14 protein-coding genes are annotated in these 17,960 nt (G+C 62.3%); 9 read left to right on the forward strand and 5 right to left on the reverse strand.

Annotated features, from left to right (window positions below; all coding sequences use genetic code 11):
• Positions 1-11: 11 nt before the first annotated feature.
• The 5 genes from hfq to miaB form a co-directional block, all read right to left on the reverse strand.
• Positions 12-248, reverse strand: a complete 237-nt coding sequence (hfq, locus tag B5G34_RS05970; RefSeq protein ID WP_087335171.1) for an RNA chaperone Hfq — start codon at positions 246-248, stop codon at positions 12-14.
• A 102-nt stretch (positions 249-350) separates the two neighbouring features.
• Complete coding sequence (gene mutL, locus B5G34_RS05975) at positions 351-2,420, reverse strand: DNA mismatch repair endonuclease MutL (protein ID WP_087335173.1); 2,070 nt, start codon at positions 2,418-2,420, stop codon at positions 351-353.
• 152 nt (positions 2,421-2,572) lie between these two features.
• Positions 2,573-3,274, reverse strand: a complete 702-nt coding sequence (locus B5G34_RS05980) for a CPBP family intramembrane glutamic endopeptidase (protein ID WP_242956875.1) — start codon at positions 3,272-3,274, stop codon at positions 2,573-2,575.
• 19 nt (positions 3,275-3,293) lie between these two features.
• Positions 3,294-5,894 carry a DNA mismatch repair protein MutS gene (mutS, locus tag B5G34_RS05985; protein ID WP_087335175.1) on the reverse strand — a complete coding sequence of 867 codons (2,601 nt, stop codon included), beginning with the start codon at positions 5,892-5,894 and terminating at the stop codon, positions 3,294-3,296.
• An 88-nt stretch (positions 5,895-5,982) separates the two neighbouring features.
• Positions 5,983-7,386, reverse strand: coding sequence for a tRNA (N6-isopentenyl adenosine(37)-C2)-methylthiotransferase MiaB (gene miaB / locus B5G34_RS05990; RefSeq protein WP_087335176.1), 1,404 nt, complete (start codon positions 7,384-7,386; stop codon positions 5,983-5,985).
• Between the two features lie 144 nt (positions 7,387-7,530).
• Between miaB and B5G34_RS05995 the strand changes: the two genes are divergently transcribed.
• From B5G34_RS05995 to B5G34_RS06030, 9 genes are all read left to right on the forward strand, one after another.
• The gene (locus tag B5G34_RS05995; protein ID WP_087335178.1) at positions 7,531-8,598 is read left to right on the forward strand and encodes an alanine racemase; all 1,068 of its coding nucleotides are present in this window, start codon (positions 7,531-7,533) and stop codon (positions 8,596-8,598) included.
• A gap of 20 nt (positions 8,599-8,618) precedes the next feature.
• Positions 8,619-9,062 (forward strand): D-aminoacyl-tRNA deacylase, encoded by a 444-nt coding sequence (dtd, locus tag B5G34_RS06000; protein WP_087335180.1) that lies wholly within the window; start codon positions 8,619-8,621, stop codon positions 9,060-9,062.
• Between the two features lie 169 nt (positions 9,063-9,231).
• The gene (locus B5G34_RS06005) at positions 9,232-9,837 is read left to right on the forward strand and encodes an MBL fold metallo-hydrolase (protein WP_087335182.1); all 606 of its coding nucleotides are present in this window, start codon (positions 9,232-9,234) and stop codon (positions 9,835-9,837) included.
• 30 nt (positions 9,838-9,867) lie between these two features.
• Entirely contained in the window at positions 9,868-11,346 is a 1,479-nt protein-coding gene (gene hemZ, locus B5G34_RS06010) for a coproporphyrinogen dehydrogenase HemZ (protein WP_087335184.1), read from the forward strand.
• 10 nt (positions 11,347-11,356) lie between these two features.
• Positions 11,357-12,301 carry an adenylyl-sulfate kinase gene (locus B5G34_RS06015; protein WP_087335187.1) on the forward strand — a complete coding sequence of 315 codons (945 nt, stop codon included), beginning with the start codon at positions 11,357-11,359 and terminating at the stop codon, positions 12,299-12,301.
• Between the two features lie 83 nt (positions 12,302-12,384).
• Positions 12,385-13,206, forward strand: a complete 822-nt coding sequence (locus B5G34_RS06020) for an Mrp/NBP35 family ATP-binding protein (RefSeq protein WP_087335189.1) — start codon at positions 12,385-12,387, stop codon at positions 13,204-13,206.
• 187 nt (positions 13,207-13,393) lie between these two features.
• Positions 13,394-14,005, forward strand: coding sequence for a peptidoglycan recognition family protein (locus tag B5G34_RS06025; RefSeq protein ID WP_087335192.1), 612 nt, complete (start codon positions 13,394-13,396; stop codon positions 14,003-14,005).
• Positions 14,006-14,070: 65 nt separating this feature from the next.
• Entirely contained in the window at positions 14,071-14,193 is a 123-nt protein-coding gene (locus B5G34_RS19375) for a hypothetical protein (RefSeq protein WP_275532289.1), read from the forward strand.
• Positions 14,194-15,181: 988 nt separating this feature from the next.
• Positions 15,182-17,941: an S-layer homology domain-containing protein gene (locus B5G34_RS06030; protein ID WP_162609432.1), complete on the forward strand. Its 2,760-nt coding sequence runs from the start codon at positions 15,182-15,184 to the stop codon at positions 17,939-17,941.
• Positions 17,942-17,960 lie beyond the last annotated feature (19 nt).

Consider the following 17,960-nt stretch of genomic DNA (forward strand, 5'->3'; position numbering starts at 1 on the left):
TACTCCTTTTGTCAGTCGCCGCGCTCCTCCCGCTCCAGAGGAATGGCCCGCTCGGGCACGATGGTGGAGATAGCGTGCTTGTAGATCACCTGCTGCTTGTCCCCCGTCATAAGTACCACCACAAAGGCGTCATAGCCCACGATCTGGCCTTTCAGCTGATAGCCGTTCATGAGAAAGGCAGTGACGTTGGCGTGGGTCCGCCGGGCGCGGAGGAGGAACAGGTCTTGCAGGTTGGGTGTCTTTTGCATATGGATGCACTCCTTTTTTCTCTGAGATGCATCCAATATATACCAATTATAGGGCGAGTTTGGTCGAAGTTGGGGGAAGGAATTACATTTCCTGGGACATGGCTACGCCCTGCCGAACCGCTTCTCGATCTGGCTCCGGGTCAGCTCGATGGCCACGGGTCTGCCATGGGGACAATATTTGACCTCCCCGGCCATGACGGCCTGGGCCACCTTGAGCAGCTCGGCCTGGCCGTTTTTCTGGCCTCCCTTGATGGCCGCCTTGCAGGCCATGGTGTGGAGAAGGGCGTCCCGGGCGCTGTCCGTGTCGGCGGTGCCGCAGGTGATGAGCCTGCCCGCCAGCTCCAGCAGTACATCGGGGATGGAAGCTGCGTCCACGTCGTCGGGGGCGGTGCGCACGATGATGGCTCCGCCGCCGAAGTCCTCCGCCTCAAAGCCGAAGCGCTCCAGCAGGGGCAGCTGGGCCAGCAGGGCCGCTCCCTCCTCTGCCGGAGGGGTAAAGACCACCGGGGTGAGCAGGGTCTGGACCATGGGGGTGTACCCCGCTGCCTTCAGGCGGTCGAAGTTCATCCGCTCATGGGCGGCGTGCTTGTCGATGAGGAGCACCTTGTCCCCCTGCTCCACAATGATGTAGGTGTTCAAAACCTCCCCCGCCATGCGCCAGGGAATCTCGTCGGCGCAAGCTGCGTATCCCTCGCTTTGCCGCTCACGGCAAAGCTCGCTCTCTTCGCTGCGCCTCCTCTCCCCACCGGACCCGCTGGCGCTGGGCTCCGGCGGGGACCCCGTTTCTGGCTCGGGCTGGATGGGAGTCTGGGGTTCCACCGGCGGGACGGTGGGAGTGGGTTCCTTTTCCACCGTAGGGGCCACCTCCATGGGCGGGGTGGTTTTGGCAGGCTCCTCCCGGGGAACCGGGGTAATTGGGGCGGGGGCCGGTTTGGGTTCCGGCCGTACAGGCTGGGCCGGAACCGTAGGGGTGACCCTTGCGGCCGCCCGCGGCACAGGCTGGCTGGTCTGGATGCTCCGGGCGGTAAAATCATGGAGGGGCAGAGACGATGCGGGCTTGTCCGCCGTTTTGCGGAACTGTTCCGCCGTCATGGTGCGGAAGGTGGTCTGATGGGGGGTCACCGTGTCCTGGGCGGCCTTGGGGGCCAGCCGGGGGGTGTCCCCCAGGGCGGAGGGCCGGGACCGGTCGGCCTCCAGGGTGGATTTCACGGCGTAATACACCGCGTCAAATACCTTTTTCTCGCTGCCGAACTTGACCTCCTGCTTGGTGGGGTGGACGTTCACGTCCACGGCGTTGAGCCTGGTCTTGAGGTGGAGGACGCAGCCGGGGAACTTGCCCACCATCTTCTGGTTGGCGTAGGCCTCCTCCAGAGCGGCCATCATGGTGCGGCTTTTCACATACCGGCCGTTGACGAAGAAGTGCTGATAGCCCCGGGTGCCCCGGCAGCAGGTGGGCAGGGACACGAAGCCGGTCACCGTCATGTCCTCCCCGGAGCCCTTCACCGGGGTGAAGCCCAGGGCCAGATCCCGGCCCAGCACGGCGTACAGGGCGGACTTCAGCTGGCTGTCGCCGGGGGTGAGCAGGTCCTGCTTGCCGTCCCGGAGGAACTTGATGCTCACCTCCGGGTGGGACAGGGCCAGCCGCTGCACCATGGCGAAGCAGGCCGCTCCCTCGGCGGAGTCCTTCTTCATGAACTTGAGCCGGGCGGGGGTGTTGTAGAACAGGTCCCGCACCACCATGGTGGTGCCCTGAGGGCAGCCCGCCTCTTCATGGCTCACCACTACCCCCGCATCCAGGGAGAGGGCGGCTCCCAGGGGGGCATCGGCAGTGCGGGTGAGCAGCTCCATCCGGGACACAGCGGAGATGGCGGCCAGAGCCTCCCCCCGGAAGCCCAGGGTGCCGATGGCCTCCAGGTCGTACTCGGTGCGCAGCTTGCTGGTGGCGTGGCGGAGGAAGGCGGTCTCGGCCTCGTCGGCGGCGATGCCGCAGCCGTTGTCGGTGACCCGGATCAGGGTCATGCCCCCGTGCTGGATCTCCACCGTCAGCTTGTCCGCTCCGGCGTCGATGGCGTTTTCCATCAGCTCCTTCACCACGGAGGCGGGCCGCTCCACCACCTCACCGGCGGCGATCAGGTCGGCCACATGGGAATCAAGTTGTTGAATGTGGGGCATAGGGGTCACCGGCTTTCTAAACGGAAAATGGGAACGGGCCGATGTAGGCATCGGCCCCTACGGATCGAACGGGGTTTGTAGGGGCGGGCACCCCAGGGTGGCCTCTCTTGCCCCTTTGGGGCAATTCACCTTCTGCCCACACCCGCCCGCAATTATCTCAGGGCGGACAGCAGCGTAAACCCATTAAAGACCATATGCAGGGCGATGGCGCTCCAGATGGAGCCTCCCCGGTCGTAGCACCAGGTGAGGGCCAGGGCCATGGGCACATACTGGATCATCAGCAGCAGATACCGCAGGTCCAGCATACCGTAGGCGTACACGAACTGGGCGGCGCAGTAGAGGGCGTATACCCCTACCGACAGCACATAGCCCAGCACCTTGCTGTAGCTGCGGGCGGTGGTGAAGAGCACCCCACGGAACAGGGGCTCCTCCACCAGAGGCATGAGCACCACCAGGATCAGGATGGTGGCGGCGGGAGCGAAGTAGTACTGCTCCGGGTAGCTCATAAGGTTGGGGTTCTGTACCGGCAGGGGGATGAGGCTGACCAGGAAGGTGAGGACCTCCCCGCCCGCAAGGCCGGTGACAAAGGCGAACAGGTTTTCCGGCAGCCAGTCCAGCAGCAGCCGGAAGCCGTGTTTCAGATAGGACCACAGCACCAGAAAGGTGAGGGCGGCAATGATGAGGTAGTACACCACGTTGGCCTCGGCCACCGGGAACTCCCCCTGATAGGACCGCTGGACCCAGCCCATGAGCCAGGGAAAGAGGAACACATACAGGGCGAAAAAGACCCACCCCCGGCCCAGTTCGGCCCGGGTGAGCTGGGGCCGCCAGGGGCGGCGCCGTCCGGTCAGCATGGTGTGTTCCTCCTTTCTGTTATACCAGCTGCTTCAATTCAAAGAGCAGATTCATGGCCTCGATGGGGGTGAGGGTGTTCAGGTCCACCCCCTGGAGCCGCCGGGCCACCTCTCCCCCGCCCATATCCAGCAGGGACACCTGGTCGGTGGCCTGGGCCGCCGGGGCGGCCTGGGGGGTCTGGACCCCGCCCGCCTCCAGCTCCTTGAGGATGTGGCGGGCCCGGGTGATGACCCGGTCGGGCACCCCGGCCAGCTTGGCCACCTCGATGCCGTAGCTCTGGTCGGCCCCGCCGGGGACGATCTTCCGCAGGAAGAGAATGTCGTCCCCCTTCTTCTTGGCGGCGATGTTGTAGTTCTTCACCCCGGGGATGACCCCCTCCAGGGCGGTGATCTCGTGGTAGTGGGTGGCAAAGAGGGTCTTGGCCCCCAGCCGGCGTTTGTCGGCGCAGTACTCCAGCACCGAGCGGGCAATGGACATGCCGTCGTAGGTGGAGGTGCCCCGGCCGATCTCGTCCAGGATGAGCAGGCTTTTGCTGGTGGCGTTTTTCAGCAGTTCCGCCACCTCGGTCATCTCCACCATAAAGGTGGACTGACCGGCGGACAGGTCGTCGCTGGCCCCGATGCGGGTGAATACCCGGTCCACGATGCCGATGCGGGCCGACCTGGCGGGCACGAAGGAGCCCATCTGGGCCATGAGGACGATGAGGGCCACCTGCCGCATGTAGGTGGATTTGCCCGCCATGTTGGGGCCGGTGATGATGGCCACCGTGTTGTCACGCCCGTCCATCCGGGTGTCGTTGGGGACAAAGAGGGCGTTTTTCAGCATCTTTTCCACCACCGGGTGGCGGCCCTCGGAGATGTCGATGACGTCGGACAGGTCCACCTCCGGGCGGCAGTAGCCGTTCTCGGCGGCCACGGCGGCGAAGGAGACCAGCACGTCCACCTGAGCCACGGCGGCGGCGGAGCGCTGGATGTCCCCCACCCGGGCGGCGGCCTGCTGCCGCAGGTCGCAGAACAGCTGGTACTCCAGGGCGCAGATCCGGTCCTGGGCGGACAGGATCTCGTGCTCCAGGTCCTTCAGCTCCTGGGTGATGAAGCGCTCGCAGTTCACCAGGGTCTGCTTGCGGATGTAGTCCTCGGGCACCTGGTCGTAGTAGGACTTGGATACCTCGATGTAGTAGCCGAATACTTTATTGAAGCCCACCTTCAGGCTCTTGATGCCGGTCTTTTCCTTCTCCCGGGCCTCCACGGCGGCCACCAGGTCCTTGCCGCCCGTGAGGATGTTCCGCAGCCGGTCCACCTCGGGGTTGTAGCCCTCCCGGATGAAGCCGCCCTCCCGCACGGAGAAGGGGGGCTCGTCCACAATGGCCGAGCAGATCAGCGCACGCAGGTCGGGCACATCGTCCAGGGCGGCGGACAGGAAGGTGAGCAGGGCCCTGGAGTAGGGGGAGAGCAGCTCCCGCAGCCGGGGCAGCTTGCCCAGACCGGCGGCCAGGGCCATCAGGTCCCGGCCCCCCGCGGTGCCGTACACGATGCGGCCGATGAGCCGCTCCAGGTCGGTGACCTCCCGCAGGGTGCGCACCAGCTCGTCCCGGCCGATGGGGTCGCCCACCAGTTCCTCCACCGCGCCCAGCCGGCGGCTGATGGCGCCGGGGGACAGCAGGGGCCGCTCCATCCAGGTGCGGATGAGCCGGTGACCCATGGCGGTGCGGGTCTTGTCCAGCACCCACAGAAGGCTGCCCTTCTTCTCCTTGGAGCGGAGGGTCTCGGTAAGCTCCAGGTTGCGCCGGGCGGTGAGGTCCAGCTCCATGAACTGACCAGAGGTGTACCAGGTGAGGCTGGTGATGTGGGAGAGGTCGGTCTTCTGGGTCTCGTAGAGGTAGCTCAAAAGGCCCCCCACCGCCTGGAGGGCGTGGTCGTCCCCCTGGGGCAGCTGGTCCAGACCGCTGGTAAACTGCTCCTCCACCAGGGAGCGGGCGGCGTCGGGCCGGAAGCGGGCCTCCCCGCCATTTTCGCAGCGGCAGTCCAGCTTGTTGGTGAGAAAGTCCAGCAGGGCGGCGTCGCTGTAGGCCCCGTCGGACAGCATGGCCTCCCGGGGGGAGAAGCGGCCCAGCTCGTTGCACAGGTGCTCCTCGGCGTCGGGGCCGGTAAAGGAGGTGACGGAGATCTCGCCGGTGGAGATGTCGCAGAAGCACAGCCCCGCCCCGGCGGAGTCGGCATAGATGGCGCAGATAAAGTTGTTGCGGCCCTCCTCCAGCATGGAGGAGGCGATGACGGTGCCGGGGGTGACGATGCGGATGATGTCCCGGTCCACCAGCCCCTTGGCGGTGGCGGGGTCCTCCATCTGCTCACAGATGGCCACCTTGTAGCCCTTGGCGATGAGCCGGGCGATGTAGGCGTCGGCACTGTGGTAGGGCACGCCGCACATGGGGGTGCGCTGGTCCTCCGGCTTGCCCCGGTCCCGGGTGGTGAGGGTGAGGTCCAGCTCCTTGGAGGCCAGCTTGGCGTCGTCCTGGAACATCTCGTAAAAGTCCCCCAGCCGGAAGAAGAGAATGCAGTCCGGGTGGAGCTGTTTCATTTTGAGATATTGTTTCATCATGGGGGTCAGCTCGGACGGCATGGCGGGCGCTCCTTTTCTGTGTAAATATAGTTCAGGTCAAAATGATTTTAAAATAGTAAATGCTGTGGATAAGGTGGGCATCGAAGGCTCAGGCCCTCTCCCCCATCAGGGACCACTTGTTGGCCCCGGTGATCTTCACGTCCACAAACTGGCCGATGAGGGACTCCTCTCCCGTCAGCCGCACCAGCCGGTTGCCGGGGGTGCGGGCGGTAAGGCCCTTATCGTCCTGCCCGTCCACCAGGCAGCGCACCGTCTTGCCGATGTAGGCGGCGTGCTTTTCCTCGGAAATCTGGTCCTGCCGCTCCACCAGCCGCTGGAACCAGGCCGCCTTCTCCTCCTTGGAGATGGGGTCCTCCATCTTGGCGGCGGGGGTGCCCACCCGGGGGGAGTAGATAAAGGTAAAGAGGGCGTCAAACCGCACCTCGTCCAGCAAGGTCATGGTCTGCTCGAACTCCTCGGCGGTTTCCCCGGGAAATCCCACGATGACGTCGGAGGTGATGACCACGTCGGGAATAGCCTGACGCAGCCGGCGCACCTTGTCCAGGTAGCCCGCCCGGTCGTACACCCGGTTCATGGCCTTGAGTACCCGGTCGCTGCCCGCCTGGAAGGGCAGGTGGAAGCAGGGGGCGATCTTGGGGGAGGACGCCATGGTGTCAAAGAGCTTCTGGGAGGCGTCCTTGGGGTGGCTGGTCATGAAGCGCAGCAGGAAGTCCCCGGGGATCTCAGAGGCCGCCTTCAACAGGTCGGCGAAGTCCATGGGGCTCTCCAGGTCCTTGCCGTAGGAGTTGACGTTCTGGCCCAGCAGAGTGATGTCCTTGTACCCCTCGGTCACCAGACCCCGGATCTCCTCCAGCACCACCTCCGGCTGGCGGGAGCGCTCCCGGCCCCGGACGTAGGGCACGATGCAGTAGGTGCAGAAGTTGTTGCAGCCGTACATGATGGACACCCAGGCCTTCACCTTGTCCTGGCGCACCACCGGGATGCCCTCGGCGATGGAGCCGGGCTCGTCGGCGATGTCAAAGATGCGGCCCCGGCGGGTCACCAGCCGGTAGAGCAGTTCGGGGAACCGCCACAGGGCGTGGGGCCCGAACACCAGGTCCACCTGCCGGTAGCTCTCCTTGATCTTCTGGGCCCGGTGGGGCTCCTGGGCCATGCAGCCGCACACGCAGATGAGCTGGCCGGGCTTGGCCCGCTTGGTGTGGACCAGGGCCCCCACGTTGCCCAGCACCCGCATCTCGGCGTGCTCCCGGATGGCGCAGGTGTTGATGAGGATCAGGTCGGCTTCGGCCTCGCTGTCGGTAAAGTCGTAGCCCATCTCCCGCAGGTAGCCCCGCAGCCGCTCGGAATCGGCCTCATTCTGCTGGCAGCCGTAGGTGTCCACAAAGGCCAGGGGGGCGGTGGGACGGGCGGCGTTGCGCTCGTGGAGCTTGTGGCAGAATTCCCGCTGACGCTCCACGTCGGCGGGGGAAATTTTGGTGGTCTGTCGGTTCAAAGCGGTTCCTCCCAAAAATGTAGGTATCAATACTCAATCATAGCACTTTTCAGCGCCGAACACAAGGCCCGTACCCTTTCCATTGACGGCAATCAGAGGGCAGTATATAATGGAAGGGACTATCCCCGGAAAGGCGGCGGAGGTATGAAAACCCTGGTGATCGAGCGGGATGCGCTGAAGAATAATATCTCTGTGGTGAAGGAACGGGCGGGGAGCGCCGTGATCTACGGCGTGGTCACCGGAGACGGCCAGGGAGCCGGTCTGGTGGAGCTGGCCCGGGTGCTGCGGGCCGAGGGCATCGGCCGCTTTGCCGTGTCCGAGGTGGCGGAGGCCGCCGCCCTGCGGAAGGCGGGCTTTGTGGAGGAGGAGATCCTCATGCTCCGCTGCACCACCGACCGGGAGGAGCTGGAGCAGCTGCTGGATCTGAACGTGATCTGCACCGTGGGCTCCCACGACAGCGGTCTGGCCCTCAACGGGGTGGCGGAGGCCCGCTCCACCGTGGCCGAGGCCCACATCCAGATCGACACCGGCATGGGCTTTGGGGGCTTTTTCTCCAGCGAGCCGGAGAAGATTTTGTCCACCTTCCGGGACCTGCCGGGCATCGCCGTCACCGGCGTATGTACCCAGTTGTACACCAAGAGCAAAAAGGGCCGCACCCTGGCCGCCCAGATCGGGGAGTTCACCCACACGGTGGAGGCCATCCACGCCGCCGGGTTTGAGACGGGCACCGTCCACGCCGCCGGGTCCTATGTGCTGATGCACTTCCCCGAAGCACGGCTGGGGGGCGTCCGGGCGGGCACCGTGCTCATGGGCCGGTGCCGCCGGGCCAGAGGGGACGGCCTGCGCCGGGTGGGCTACGGTGAGGTGCAGGTGGAGGAGACCCGCTGGGTGCCCAAGGGCCACATCGTGGGAGGCAACACCCCCGGCCCCCTGAAGAAGGATACCCGGGTGGCGGTGCTCCCCGTGGGCTATCAGAACGGCTTCGGCATGGGCCGCCCCTGGGCGGGGGGCCTGCTGGACGCCATCCGCCGCTGGCTCACCCGGCGGCAGATCACCGTCCGCATCAACGGCCAGAAGGCCAGGGTCATCGGGGGCATCGGCGCCATCGAGACCATTGTGGACGTCACCGAGCTGAAATGCGCCGCCGGAGACAAGGCGGTATTTGATATTGACCCGGTGTTTGCCAAGGGCTTTGTGAGGGAATACCGGTAAAACAGAAAGGAATTTGTGCTATGCGTGCAGTTGTGACCCGCGTCAAGAATGCCTCCGTCACCATTGACGGCAAGGTGAACGGCGAAATCGGCCAGGGCTTCCTGGTGCTGCTGGGGGTGGCCCCCACCGATACCGAGGCCCAGGCCGTCAAGCTGGCCGACAAGGTGTGCGGCCTGCGTATCTTTGAGGACGAGAACGAGAAGATGAACCTGAACCTGGAGGCGGTGGGGGGCTCCCTGCTGGTGGTGAGCCAGTTCACCCTGTACGCCGACACCAAGTCCCGCCGTCCCGGCTTTTCCGGGGCCGCCAAGCCGGACATCGCCATCCCTCTGTATGAGAAGTTCATGGCCGAGTGCGCCGGACGGGGCTTTGAGGTCCAGCATGGCGAATTCGGCGCCGATATGCAGGTCTATTCTCAGAACGACGGACCTGTTACCATTCTGCTGGATACCGACCAGATGTAACGCCGAATTCGCCCCCGCGCTTTGCGCGTCCAAGCGTTTTGCCAAAGGCAAAACCTTGATGCCGGGCGGATTCATTCCGCCCGAGCAGATGAAAAGATACGGGGTCCCCGCAGGGCCGTGGCCCTGTGGGGCAACACCGACACCATGTAAAGAAAGGGGCAGATTTCCCATGAAAATCCGTGTGATGCAGGTGGGGCCCATCGGCACCAACTGCTATTTGCTGGAGGATGAGAACACAAACACCGCCGCCGTGGTGGACCCCGGCGACGAGGCCGACCGCATCCTGGCCCAGGCCAAGGCGGACGGGGTGGAGATCGTCTCCATTTTCCTGACCCACGCCCACTACGACCACACCACCGGCGTGGCGGGGGTGCATAAGGCCCTCCCCAATGTGCTGGTATACCTCCATCCCGGTGATATTGCCCGGCTGGGCAATCCGGTGTTCCCCGCCCTGGGCACCGACCCCACCCCCTATGACGATGGGGACGTGGTGAAGGTGGGGGGCATCGACGTGCAGGTGCTCCACACCCCCGGCCACACCCCCGGCGGGGTGTGCCTGATGGCGGGGGATGTGCTCTTCACCGGCGACACCCTGTTCCAGGGCTCCATGGGCCGCACCGACCTGCCCGGCGGCAGCTATGATGAGATCATGGCCTCCCTGGCCCGGCTGGCCAAACTGCCCGGGGACTTTCAGGTGCTGCCCGGCCACATGGGCATGTCCACCCTGTCCGCCGAGCGGAAGAGCAACTACTATATGCAGGAGGCCATGGGGTAATATCATTTCCCCGGAAAGGATTCTCCCTTCATGAAACTGTATTACAAGGGCCACGACTACAAATACGCCGCCGAACAGATGCTGCTGACCCTGTTCCCCGACCAGCGGCCGGAATATTCAGACCAGCCCCCCGCCCCCGGTGAGGACTTTTTGGTGCTCTCCCTCAGCCGGGGGGAGCTGTGGGCCACCGCCACCGCCAGGCTGACTTACCACGGCCAGTCATATGGGGCAAGCCGCCGGTGTAAACTGGAAGAGCTCACCGACGAGCTCTCCACCGGCCGGGCTTTGCAGCGCATTTTGAAGCTGGCCTTCTACGACGCCGGAGTGGCCGCCCGTGGAAACGAGCCCCCCTGGGGTGCATTGACCGGCGTGCGGCCGGTGAAGATCCCCACCCGCGCCATGCTGGCGGGGGCCACCCCCGCCCAGGCGGAGCGGGTGCTGCGGGACACCTACCGGGTGTCCCCTCTGCGGCGGCAGCTGGCCATGGACTGTGCCCAGGCCTCCCTGGCCGCCAAGGCCAGTCTGGGGCCGGAGGAGGTGTCCCTCTATGTGGGCATCCCCTTCTGCCCCACCCGGTGCGCCTACTGCTCCTTTGTGTCCGCCGACGTGGGCCGGGCCCTCAAGCTCATCGACCCCTTCCTGGACTGCCTTTCCCGGGAAATCAGGGCCACCGGTGAGATGCTGACGGGGGCGGGGCTGAAGGTGCGCACTGTCTACTTCGGCGGCGGCACCCCCACCACCCTGTCCGCCCCCCAGCTGGACCGGCTCATGGGGGAGCTGGCGGAGTATATCGACCTGTCCGCCTGCACGGAGTACACCGTGGAGGCCGGGCGGCCCGACACCATTACCCAGGAAAAGCTGGATGTGCTGGCCCGCCGGGGCTGCGGCCGGGTGTCGGTGAATCCCCAGACCATGGCCGACCATGTGCTCACCGCCATGGGCCGTGCCCACCGGGCGGACGACATCCGGAGGGCCTATGCTCTGGCCCGGGACAGCGGCATCCCCTGCGTCAACATGGACCTCATCGCCGGCCTCCCCGCCGACAGCGTGGACGGCTTCCGGTCCTCCCTGGATCAGGTGCTGGCCATGGCGCCGGAGAACATCACCGTCCACACCCTGGCCATGAAGAAGGGCTCCCGGCTGATGGAAGAGGGGGCCGACGTCCCCTCGGACGACGACGTGGCCGCCATGCTGGAGTATGCCTGGTCCGCCCTGCGCACGGCGGGGCAGATCCCCTACTACCTCTACCGTCAGAAATATATGTCCGGCTCCTTTGAGAATGTGGGCTGGTGCCTGCCGGGCACCGAGAGCCTGTACAACATCTGCATGATGGAGGAGCTGCACACCATCGTCTCCCTGGGGGGCGGCGGGGTGACCAAGCTGGTCAATCCGGCCACCGGCTACATTGAGCGGATCGCCAACCCCAAGTACCCCAAGGAGTATCTGGAGAAGATCGACGCCGTCTGCGCCGGAAAGGAGCGGGTGGCCCGTTTCCACAGCGCCCTGTAAGGAGGTCATTATGCCCTATCAGCTCAAGGAGATCAACGAGAGTGTCCGCACCGATCCCAAAGGCTATCTGGAGGCCTGCGACGCCGCCTACCAGAGCCGCATCGACTCCGCGGTGGACCAGATCCTGGACCGCATGAAGGAGAGCCCCATTGTGCTGCTGTCCGGCCCCTCCGGCTCGGGCAAGACCACCACCGCCCTCAAGCTGGAGCAGGAGCTGGAGCGCCGGGGTGTGAACACCCACACCATCTCCATGGACAACTACTATAAAACCCTCAACCGCAGGACCGCCCCCCGCACCCCCGAGGGGGACATCGACTACGAGTCTCCCGTCCTGCTGGACCTGGACCTGCTGGACGAGACCTTCTCCAAGCTGTCCCGGGGAGAGTGGGTGGTGGTGCCCAAGTACGAGTTTGCCCGCCAGATGCGCAACGACAGCCGGGGCACCTTCCTCAAGCTGGACAAAAACGAGATCGCCATTTTTGAGGGCATCCACGCCCTCAACAGCGACATCTTCGGCCGCCACCCGGAGGCCACCGGCCTGTACATCTCCGCCCGCTCCAACGTGCTGGAGGGGGAGGAGCTGCGGTTCAAGGGCACCTGGATGCGCATTTCCCGCCGGGCGGTACGGGATTATAATTTCCGGGGCACAGACCTTTTAGAAACGCTCCTGATGTGGTATAATGTGCGCCGGGGCGAGAAGAAGTACATCTCCCCCTTCAAAAACCGGGCCAACGTGATCATCGACTCCTCCCTGCCCTACGAGGTGTCGGTGTTCGCCAACTACGCCCATGCCCTGAAAGAGGCGGTGGACCAGATCCCCGCCGACAATCCCCGCTGTCAGGAGTTCCACGACCTGGTGGAGGCCTTCCGGCAGTTTGAACCGGTGGACCCGGCCCTGGTGTCCCCCGAGTCCCTCATCCGGGAGTTCATCGGCGGGGGCAGCTATCACTATTAAATAACCAACAGGCGGGGGCCTGTCCCCCGCCGCTCTTCCCATCGTAATCTCTGGTAAAAACATAGGAAAGAAGGAAAACAACCATGTCAGAATGTACCCATAACTGTTCCTCCTGCGGCGAGAGCTGCGGCGAGCGCACCGCGCCCCAGGACCTCCACGTCCCCGCCAACGGCCTGTCCCACATCGGCAAGGTCATCGCCGTGGTCAGCGGCAAGGGCGGCGTGGGCAAGAGCCTGGTGACCTCCTCCCTGGCGGTGGCTATGCGCCGCATGGGCAAGAAGGTGGCCATCCTGGACGCCGACATCACCGGCCCCTCCATCCCCGCCGCCTTCGGCATCCACACCCGGGCCGAGGGCAGCGAGCTGGGCATCTACCCCGCCGAGACCAAGACCGGCATCGGCATCATGAGCCTCAACCTGCTCACCGAGCATGAGACCGACCCTGTGGTGTGGCGCGGCCCCGTCATTGCCGGTACCGTCAAGCAGTTCTGGACCGACGTGATCTGGGGGGACGTGGACTACATGTTCGTGGACATGCCTCCCGGAACCGGCGACGTGCCCCTGACCGTGTTCCAGTCCCTGCCCATCGACGGCATCGTGGTGGTCACCTCTCCCCAGGATCTGGTGAGCATGATCGTCACCAAGGCCGTCAAGATGGCCGAGATGATGCACATCCCCGTGCTGGGCCTGGTGGAGAACTACTCCTACTTCCAGTGCCCCGACTGCGGCAAGCGCCACGCCATCTTCGGCGAGAGCCACATCGACCAGGTGGCCGCCGGTCTGGGCCTGAAGGTGCTGGCCCGGCTGCCCATGGACCCCGCTGTTGCCGCCGCCTGCGACGCCGGCAAGATCGAGGACCTGGAGCAGAACTATCTCACCGACGTGGCCAAGTCCCTGGCGGAATAAAAATCAGCCTTAACAAAACGTTCACATCCGGTTCAAAACGGGTTCACAGGGAGAGGATAGGATAAGACCGTGGTTGAGACATACCACTCCTCTCTTTCCTCTCTTTTTCAGATCTTGGAAACACAGGCCCGCAACAGGCGGCGGGCCTGTGTTTCTGCTTTATGGCAAAAAAAGGAGGGACAGGCCCATGGCCACCCGAGTCAAAAAACGCCGCCGCAGCCCTCTGCTCCCCGTCCTGCTGGTGCTGGTTCTGCTGGGGGGCGCTTTTCTGGTCTGGCGGGGCTTTTTCTCCGCCCCCCAGCCCTCCGGCAACCTGCCCGACTGGATCAGGGAGGAGCTGCTCCCCATCAATCCCTACTCCCGGCCCGGGGAGACCCTGGAGCAGGTCAACGGCGTGGTGGTCCACTATGTGGGCAACCCGGGCACCACGGCGGAGCAGAACCACAGCTACTTCAAAAACCTGGCCACCACCGGGGAGACCTACGCCTCCAGCCATTTCCTTATTGGCATGGAGGGGGAGATCATCTGCAACGTCCCTCTGGATGAGATCGCCTACTGCACCGGGCCGAGAAACGTAGATACCATCTCCATCGAGTGCTGCCACCCTGACGACACCGGGGTCTTTACCCAGGCTACTTACGACTCCCTGGTACGCCTGGTCCGCTGGCTGATGGAGGAGTACCACCTGGATACCGACCAGGTCATCCGCCACTACGACGTCACCGGCAAGGAGTGCCCCCTCTATTACGTACGCAACCCCCAGGCCTGGGAGGACTTTCTCGCGGACCTGAAAGAATAGTCCGATTTATAGGACAGCAGCTCTGGTATCCTGTATCCAACGATACAGGAAAGGAGCGCTGACCCATGGAATTTGAACTTCGCTATGTATATGGACATGTTGAGGTATACGACGCTGCGGGCCGCTTCCGGTTCTCCGCCGATTCCGAGCGGGAGGCGCTGGCGGAACTGGAAGAGGACGCGGCATAAATACAAGCGGAAAGGCCCTTGCTAAGGATTCGTCAAGTATAATGTGGGTGTAAAAATTTGGCTTGCGGCTGCGCCACAGCAGGACGTCCTGCTGTTTGCTCTTTCGTCAGAAAGAGCAAAAGAAACCTTAATGGACCGAGTGCGGCCGGACGGGCGCGGGCCAAAATATAAGGGAGGAATCAAAGCTATGAGGAAAATACGAACACGCGCGTTCAGTATTTTGCTGACTTGCGCCATGCTCCTGAGCCTTCTGCCGGTAACAGCGCTGGCGACCAGCACTACCGACTGCCCAAGTGATGAGACCTGCAGCCACGAGGCGGCCATCGGCAGCACTCACTATGACACCATAGGGGAGGCCATCGATGCGGCCAACAGGACCGGCGACTGTACAGTTAAGCTATTGAAAAATGCCACCCTGAAACGAGACTACACAAGGCAGAAAGCAATCTTGAAAGATATGATACTCGATCTGGGTGGGTATACCTTGACGTATGCTGGAGAGTATGGATTCGTTGTAAATTATAATGTTGAATTTAAAATTCAAAACGGCACATATAAAAACACAGCTGCTAAGGGTGCCGGCATTCAGGCATTTAAGGAAACTGAAAAGGGCCCCGGCTGTACTATCATTATTGCCGAAGACGCAACCGTTAATGCCGAAGACGGTATCGTGACTGTTGGCTATACCGATCTCAAAGTTTACGGTACAATCATTTCAAAAAATATTGCTGTCTTTGGCATGGGCCCCAAGAACAACGTCACTCTGGATAGAGCTAAGATCCAAGCCGGTACCTATGGCGTTTACCAGCAGGGAAAGGACGGCGGATCGATTTATACGATCAAGAACAGCACAATTACTACACCCAGTGATACAGATTCCTGCGCTGTTTTCATTTCTAATAACAAGGCCAGCGCTGGGGCGCAAGACCAGGGCCGGCAGACCCTTATTGTAGAAAATAGTGTTATCTCCGGCCAGGATGGTATTGAGGTGCAATATACCGACGTGACCATCTCGGGAGATGGCACCCAGGTTACTGCGGCCGAAGATGGCCATGCCCTGGGTGTTACGTACAAAGCTGGTGAAGAAGCCGAGGGCACGGTTCATGTCACAGGCGGCACCTTTACCGGTACCGTCGGGGCTATGGAGGATAAAGGCGCCCTTAACATCACCATCACCGGCGGCAAGTTTACCGACGACGTAAACAGCTATGTTGCCCCCGGCATGATGTGGGATAGTAAGACTGGCCAGATTATGATCAACACTAAGACCGCTGTGGCGCAAATCGGTAATATGGGCTATGACACCCTGGAGGCGGCTATCTCCGATGCCAAGGCGGGTGATACCATCACACTGCTGCAGAGCATTATTCTGAGCAGCGCGGTTACCCTGAATCAGAATGTTACCCTGACTGCTAATGAGGGCGTCACTGTAACTGCGAATTCTGCGGCCGCGTCCTTCGTCCTCTCCAACGGAGCTAAGCTGGAGGGCTTGACGATTGATCTGCCTGTCAAAGCCATGGATCATGTGATCCTGATGAAGTCCGGCAGCACGGTCAAGGATTGCACGGTCACCGGGCGGTATGTGCAGGGGGACAGCGAAACCAGCCGGGCCATCGTGGGCGAGGCGGGTGCCACCAACCTGAGCATTACCGGCAATACCTTTAAGAATCTGCGTCAGCCTGCCTATATCAACAACTGTACCGGCACCATTTCCAATAACTATGTGGACAATACCCGGGGCTGGGTCATCTGCGGTGACTCCAATATGACCATCACCGGCAACACCTTCGGCGAAAACGCTGTGGATATTGCCATCGTGGTCAATACTCCCAACACTGCCAACAACTATGCCAAACAGACGGTTGAGCTGAGCAAAAACAATCATGGAGCCTATGTTCAGAACCAGCCCGCCATGGTTGAGGCCGAAGACGGATGCCTGATTGTTGGCAAGACCGAAGGATATACGCTGGGAACGGCCGTTGCCGCTGCCAAGGACGGCGACACTATCGTTTTGGCTGCCGGTACTTATGACGTAGCTACGCTCAATCTCAGCAATAAGAAGAACATTACCCTGATCGGTGCGGGCATGGATGAAACCATCCTGAAAGGAACCGATAATTATCTGCTGAATCTGAATACAGGGGATTGCAGCAATATCAAGGTCAAAGATCTAACGCTGGACGGAAATGGAGCCGCCTCCACTATTCTCAAGGTTGGGAGCAACGCGACCTGTTCCGGCCTGACGTTGGAAAACGTGAAATTTACCAATGCTACAAGCAATGCGCTGTATGTGGCCGCTGCAAGTCCGGATACCAAAGCTTCCGATATTGTTATCAGAGGCTGTGTGTTTGAAAATATTATTAATAATGATGAGGGCAATACAAGCAAAGCCAATGGCATTTATCTTCCCGGCGGTCAGAATGTGGTGGTAGACAACTGCCAGTTTAAGAATATCTCTGCAAATTATGAGGCCGTTGCTGTTAATTTTGCTCCCCGTACACCCGGCACTCCTTCTGAAAACTGGAGCATCACCAACTGTACTTTTGAAAATGTAAAGGGTGTAGAGGGTATTTCTGCCGCTGTTGCTGTTCATCCCATGAATAATGCTGCAATGAAGCACGTGACGATTACCGGCAATACCTTTACCGGCAATGCTCCGGTGGACATCAAGATCAAATCCGAGAGTGGAGCGGAGCAGTGGATCTCCGACCTGGTGATCGCCAATAACGGAAATGCTACCATAGATACCGGCGCAGACGAATCTTTGGTCTGCAAGATTACAATTAACGCAGATGGTACCATCACCACCAGTGCTGTGGCAAAGGGTGAAACCTATACCCTTCCCAATCTAAACAAGCCTGGCTACCGCTTCAACGGCTGGCTCAGCAGCGTGGATAACAAGGTGTACACAGGTACCGTCACCATCTCTGCTGATACCACCTTCACCGCTCGGTGGAGCTATATTGACCAGGGCGGCGGCTCCTCTTCCTCCACCACCTACCAGGTCAGTGTGGACAAGGCCGAGGGCGGCAAGATCACCGTGTCCCCCACCCGTGCCGAGAAGGGTGAGACCGTCACCATCACCGTCAAGCCCGACGAGGGCTATGAGCTGGGCAAGCTGACCGTCACCGACAAGGACGGCGACAAGGTCACCCTGACCCAGAAGGACGACAACAAGTATACCTTCAAGATGCCCGCAGGCAAGGTGACCGTGAAGGCCACCTTCACCGAGATCGAGGTGGAGCCTGAGCAGCCCGAGCTGCCCTTCAGCGACGTGGCTGAGCAGGACTGGTTCTACGACGCTGTGGTGTACGTCTATGAGAACGAGCTCATGAACGGCACCTCCGCCACCACCTTCTCCCCCTCCGTCACCACCAGCCGTGCCATGATGCTCACCATGCTGGCCCGCTATGACGGGGTGGACACCTCCACCGGTTCCACCTGGTACGAGGCGGGCGCCGCCTGGGCGGTAGCCGAGGGCGTGTCCGACGGCACCAACCTGGAGGCCGATCTGACCCGTGAGCAGCTGGTGACCATGCTGTGGCGTTACGCCGGCAGCCCCATGGTGGAGAAGGATCTGCCCGACTATCCCGACCGGGATGAGGTCAGCGACTGGGCGGTCCGTGCCATGGTGTGGGCCGTGGACAACGGCATCATCACCGGCAACGGCGCCGGGGAGCTGAATCCTCAGGGCTCCGCCTCCCGCGCCGAGGTGGCCACCATCCTCATGCGGTTCATCCAGCTGTAAATCCCATGGTTCCAAAGGC

The sequence above is a fragment of the Flavonifractor sp. An82 genome, assembly GCF_002159265.1.
Lineage (GTDB): Bacteria > Bacillota > Clostridia > Oscillospirales > Oscillospiraceae > Flavonifractor.

What these genes read in the sequence shown, in the direction of transcription:
- dtd (WP_087335180.1), top strand. Translation starts at nt 8,619, where the DNA reads ATGCGTGCAGTTGTGACCCGCGTCAAGAATGCCTCCGTCACCATTGAC.
- hemZ (WP_087335184.1), top strand. Translation starts at nt 9,868, where the DNA reads ATGAAACTGTATTACAAGGGCCACGACTACAAATACGCCGCCGAACAG.
- mutS (WP_087335175.1), bottom strand. Translation starts at nt 5,894, where the DNA reads ATGCCGTCCGAGCTGACCCCCATGATGAAACAATATCTCAAAATGAAA.
- B5G34_RS06020 (WP_087335189.1), top strand. Translation starts at nt 12,385, where the DNA reads ATGTCAGAATGTACCCATAACTGTTCCTCCTGCGGCGAGAGCTGCGGC.
- B5G34_RS05995 (WP_087335178.1), top strand. Translation starts at nt 7,531, where the DNA reads ATGAAAACCCTGGTGATCGAGCGGGATGCGCTGAAGAATAATATCTCT.
- B5G34_RS19375 (WP_275532289.1), top strand. Translation starts at nt 14,071, where the DNA reads ATGGAATTTGAACTTCGCTATGTATATGGACATGTTGAGGTATACGAC.
- mutL (WP_087335173.1), bottom strand. Translation starts at nt 2,420, where the DNA reads ATGCCCCACATTCAACAACTTGATTCCCATGTGGCCGACCTGATCGCC.
- B5G34_RS05980 (WP_242956875.1), bottom strand. Translation starts at nt 3,274, where the DNA reads ATGCTGACCGGACGGCGCCGCCCCTGGCGGCCCCAGCTCACCCGGGCC.
- B5G34_RS06015 (WP_087335187.1), top strand. Translation starts at nt 11,357, where the DNA reads ATGCCCTATCAGCTCAAGGAGATCAACGAGAGTGTCCGCACCGATCCC.
- B5G34_RS06005 (WP_087335182.1), top strand. Translation starts at nt 9,232, where the DNA reads ATGAAAATCCGTGTGATGCAGGTGGGGCCCATCGGCACCAACTGCTAT.
- hfq (WP_087335171.1), bottom strand. Translation starts at nt 248, where the DNA reads ATGCAAAAGACACCCAACCTGCAAGACCTGTTCCTCCTCCGCGCCCGG.
- B5G34_RS06025 (WP_087335192.1), top strand. Translation starts at nt 13,394, where the DNA reads ATGGCCACCCGAGTCAAAAAACGCCGCCGCAGCCCTCTGCTCCCCGTC.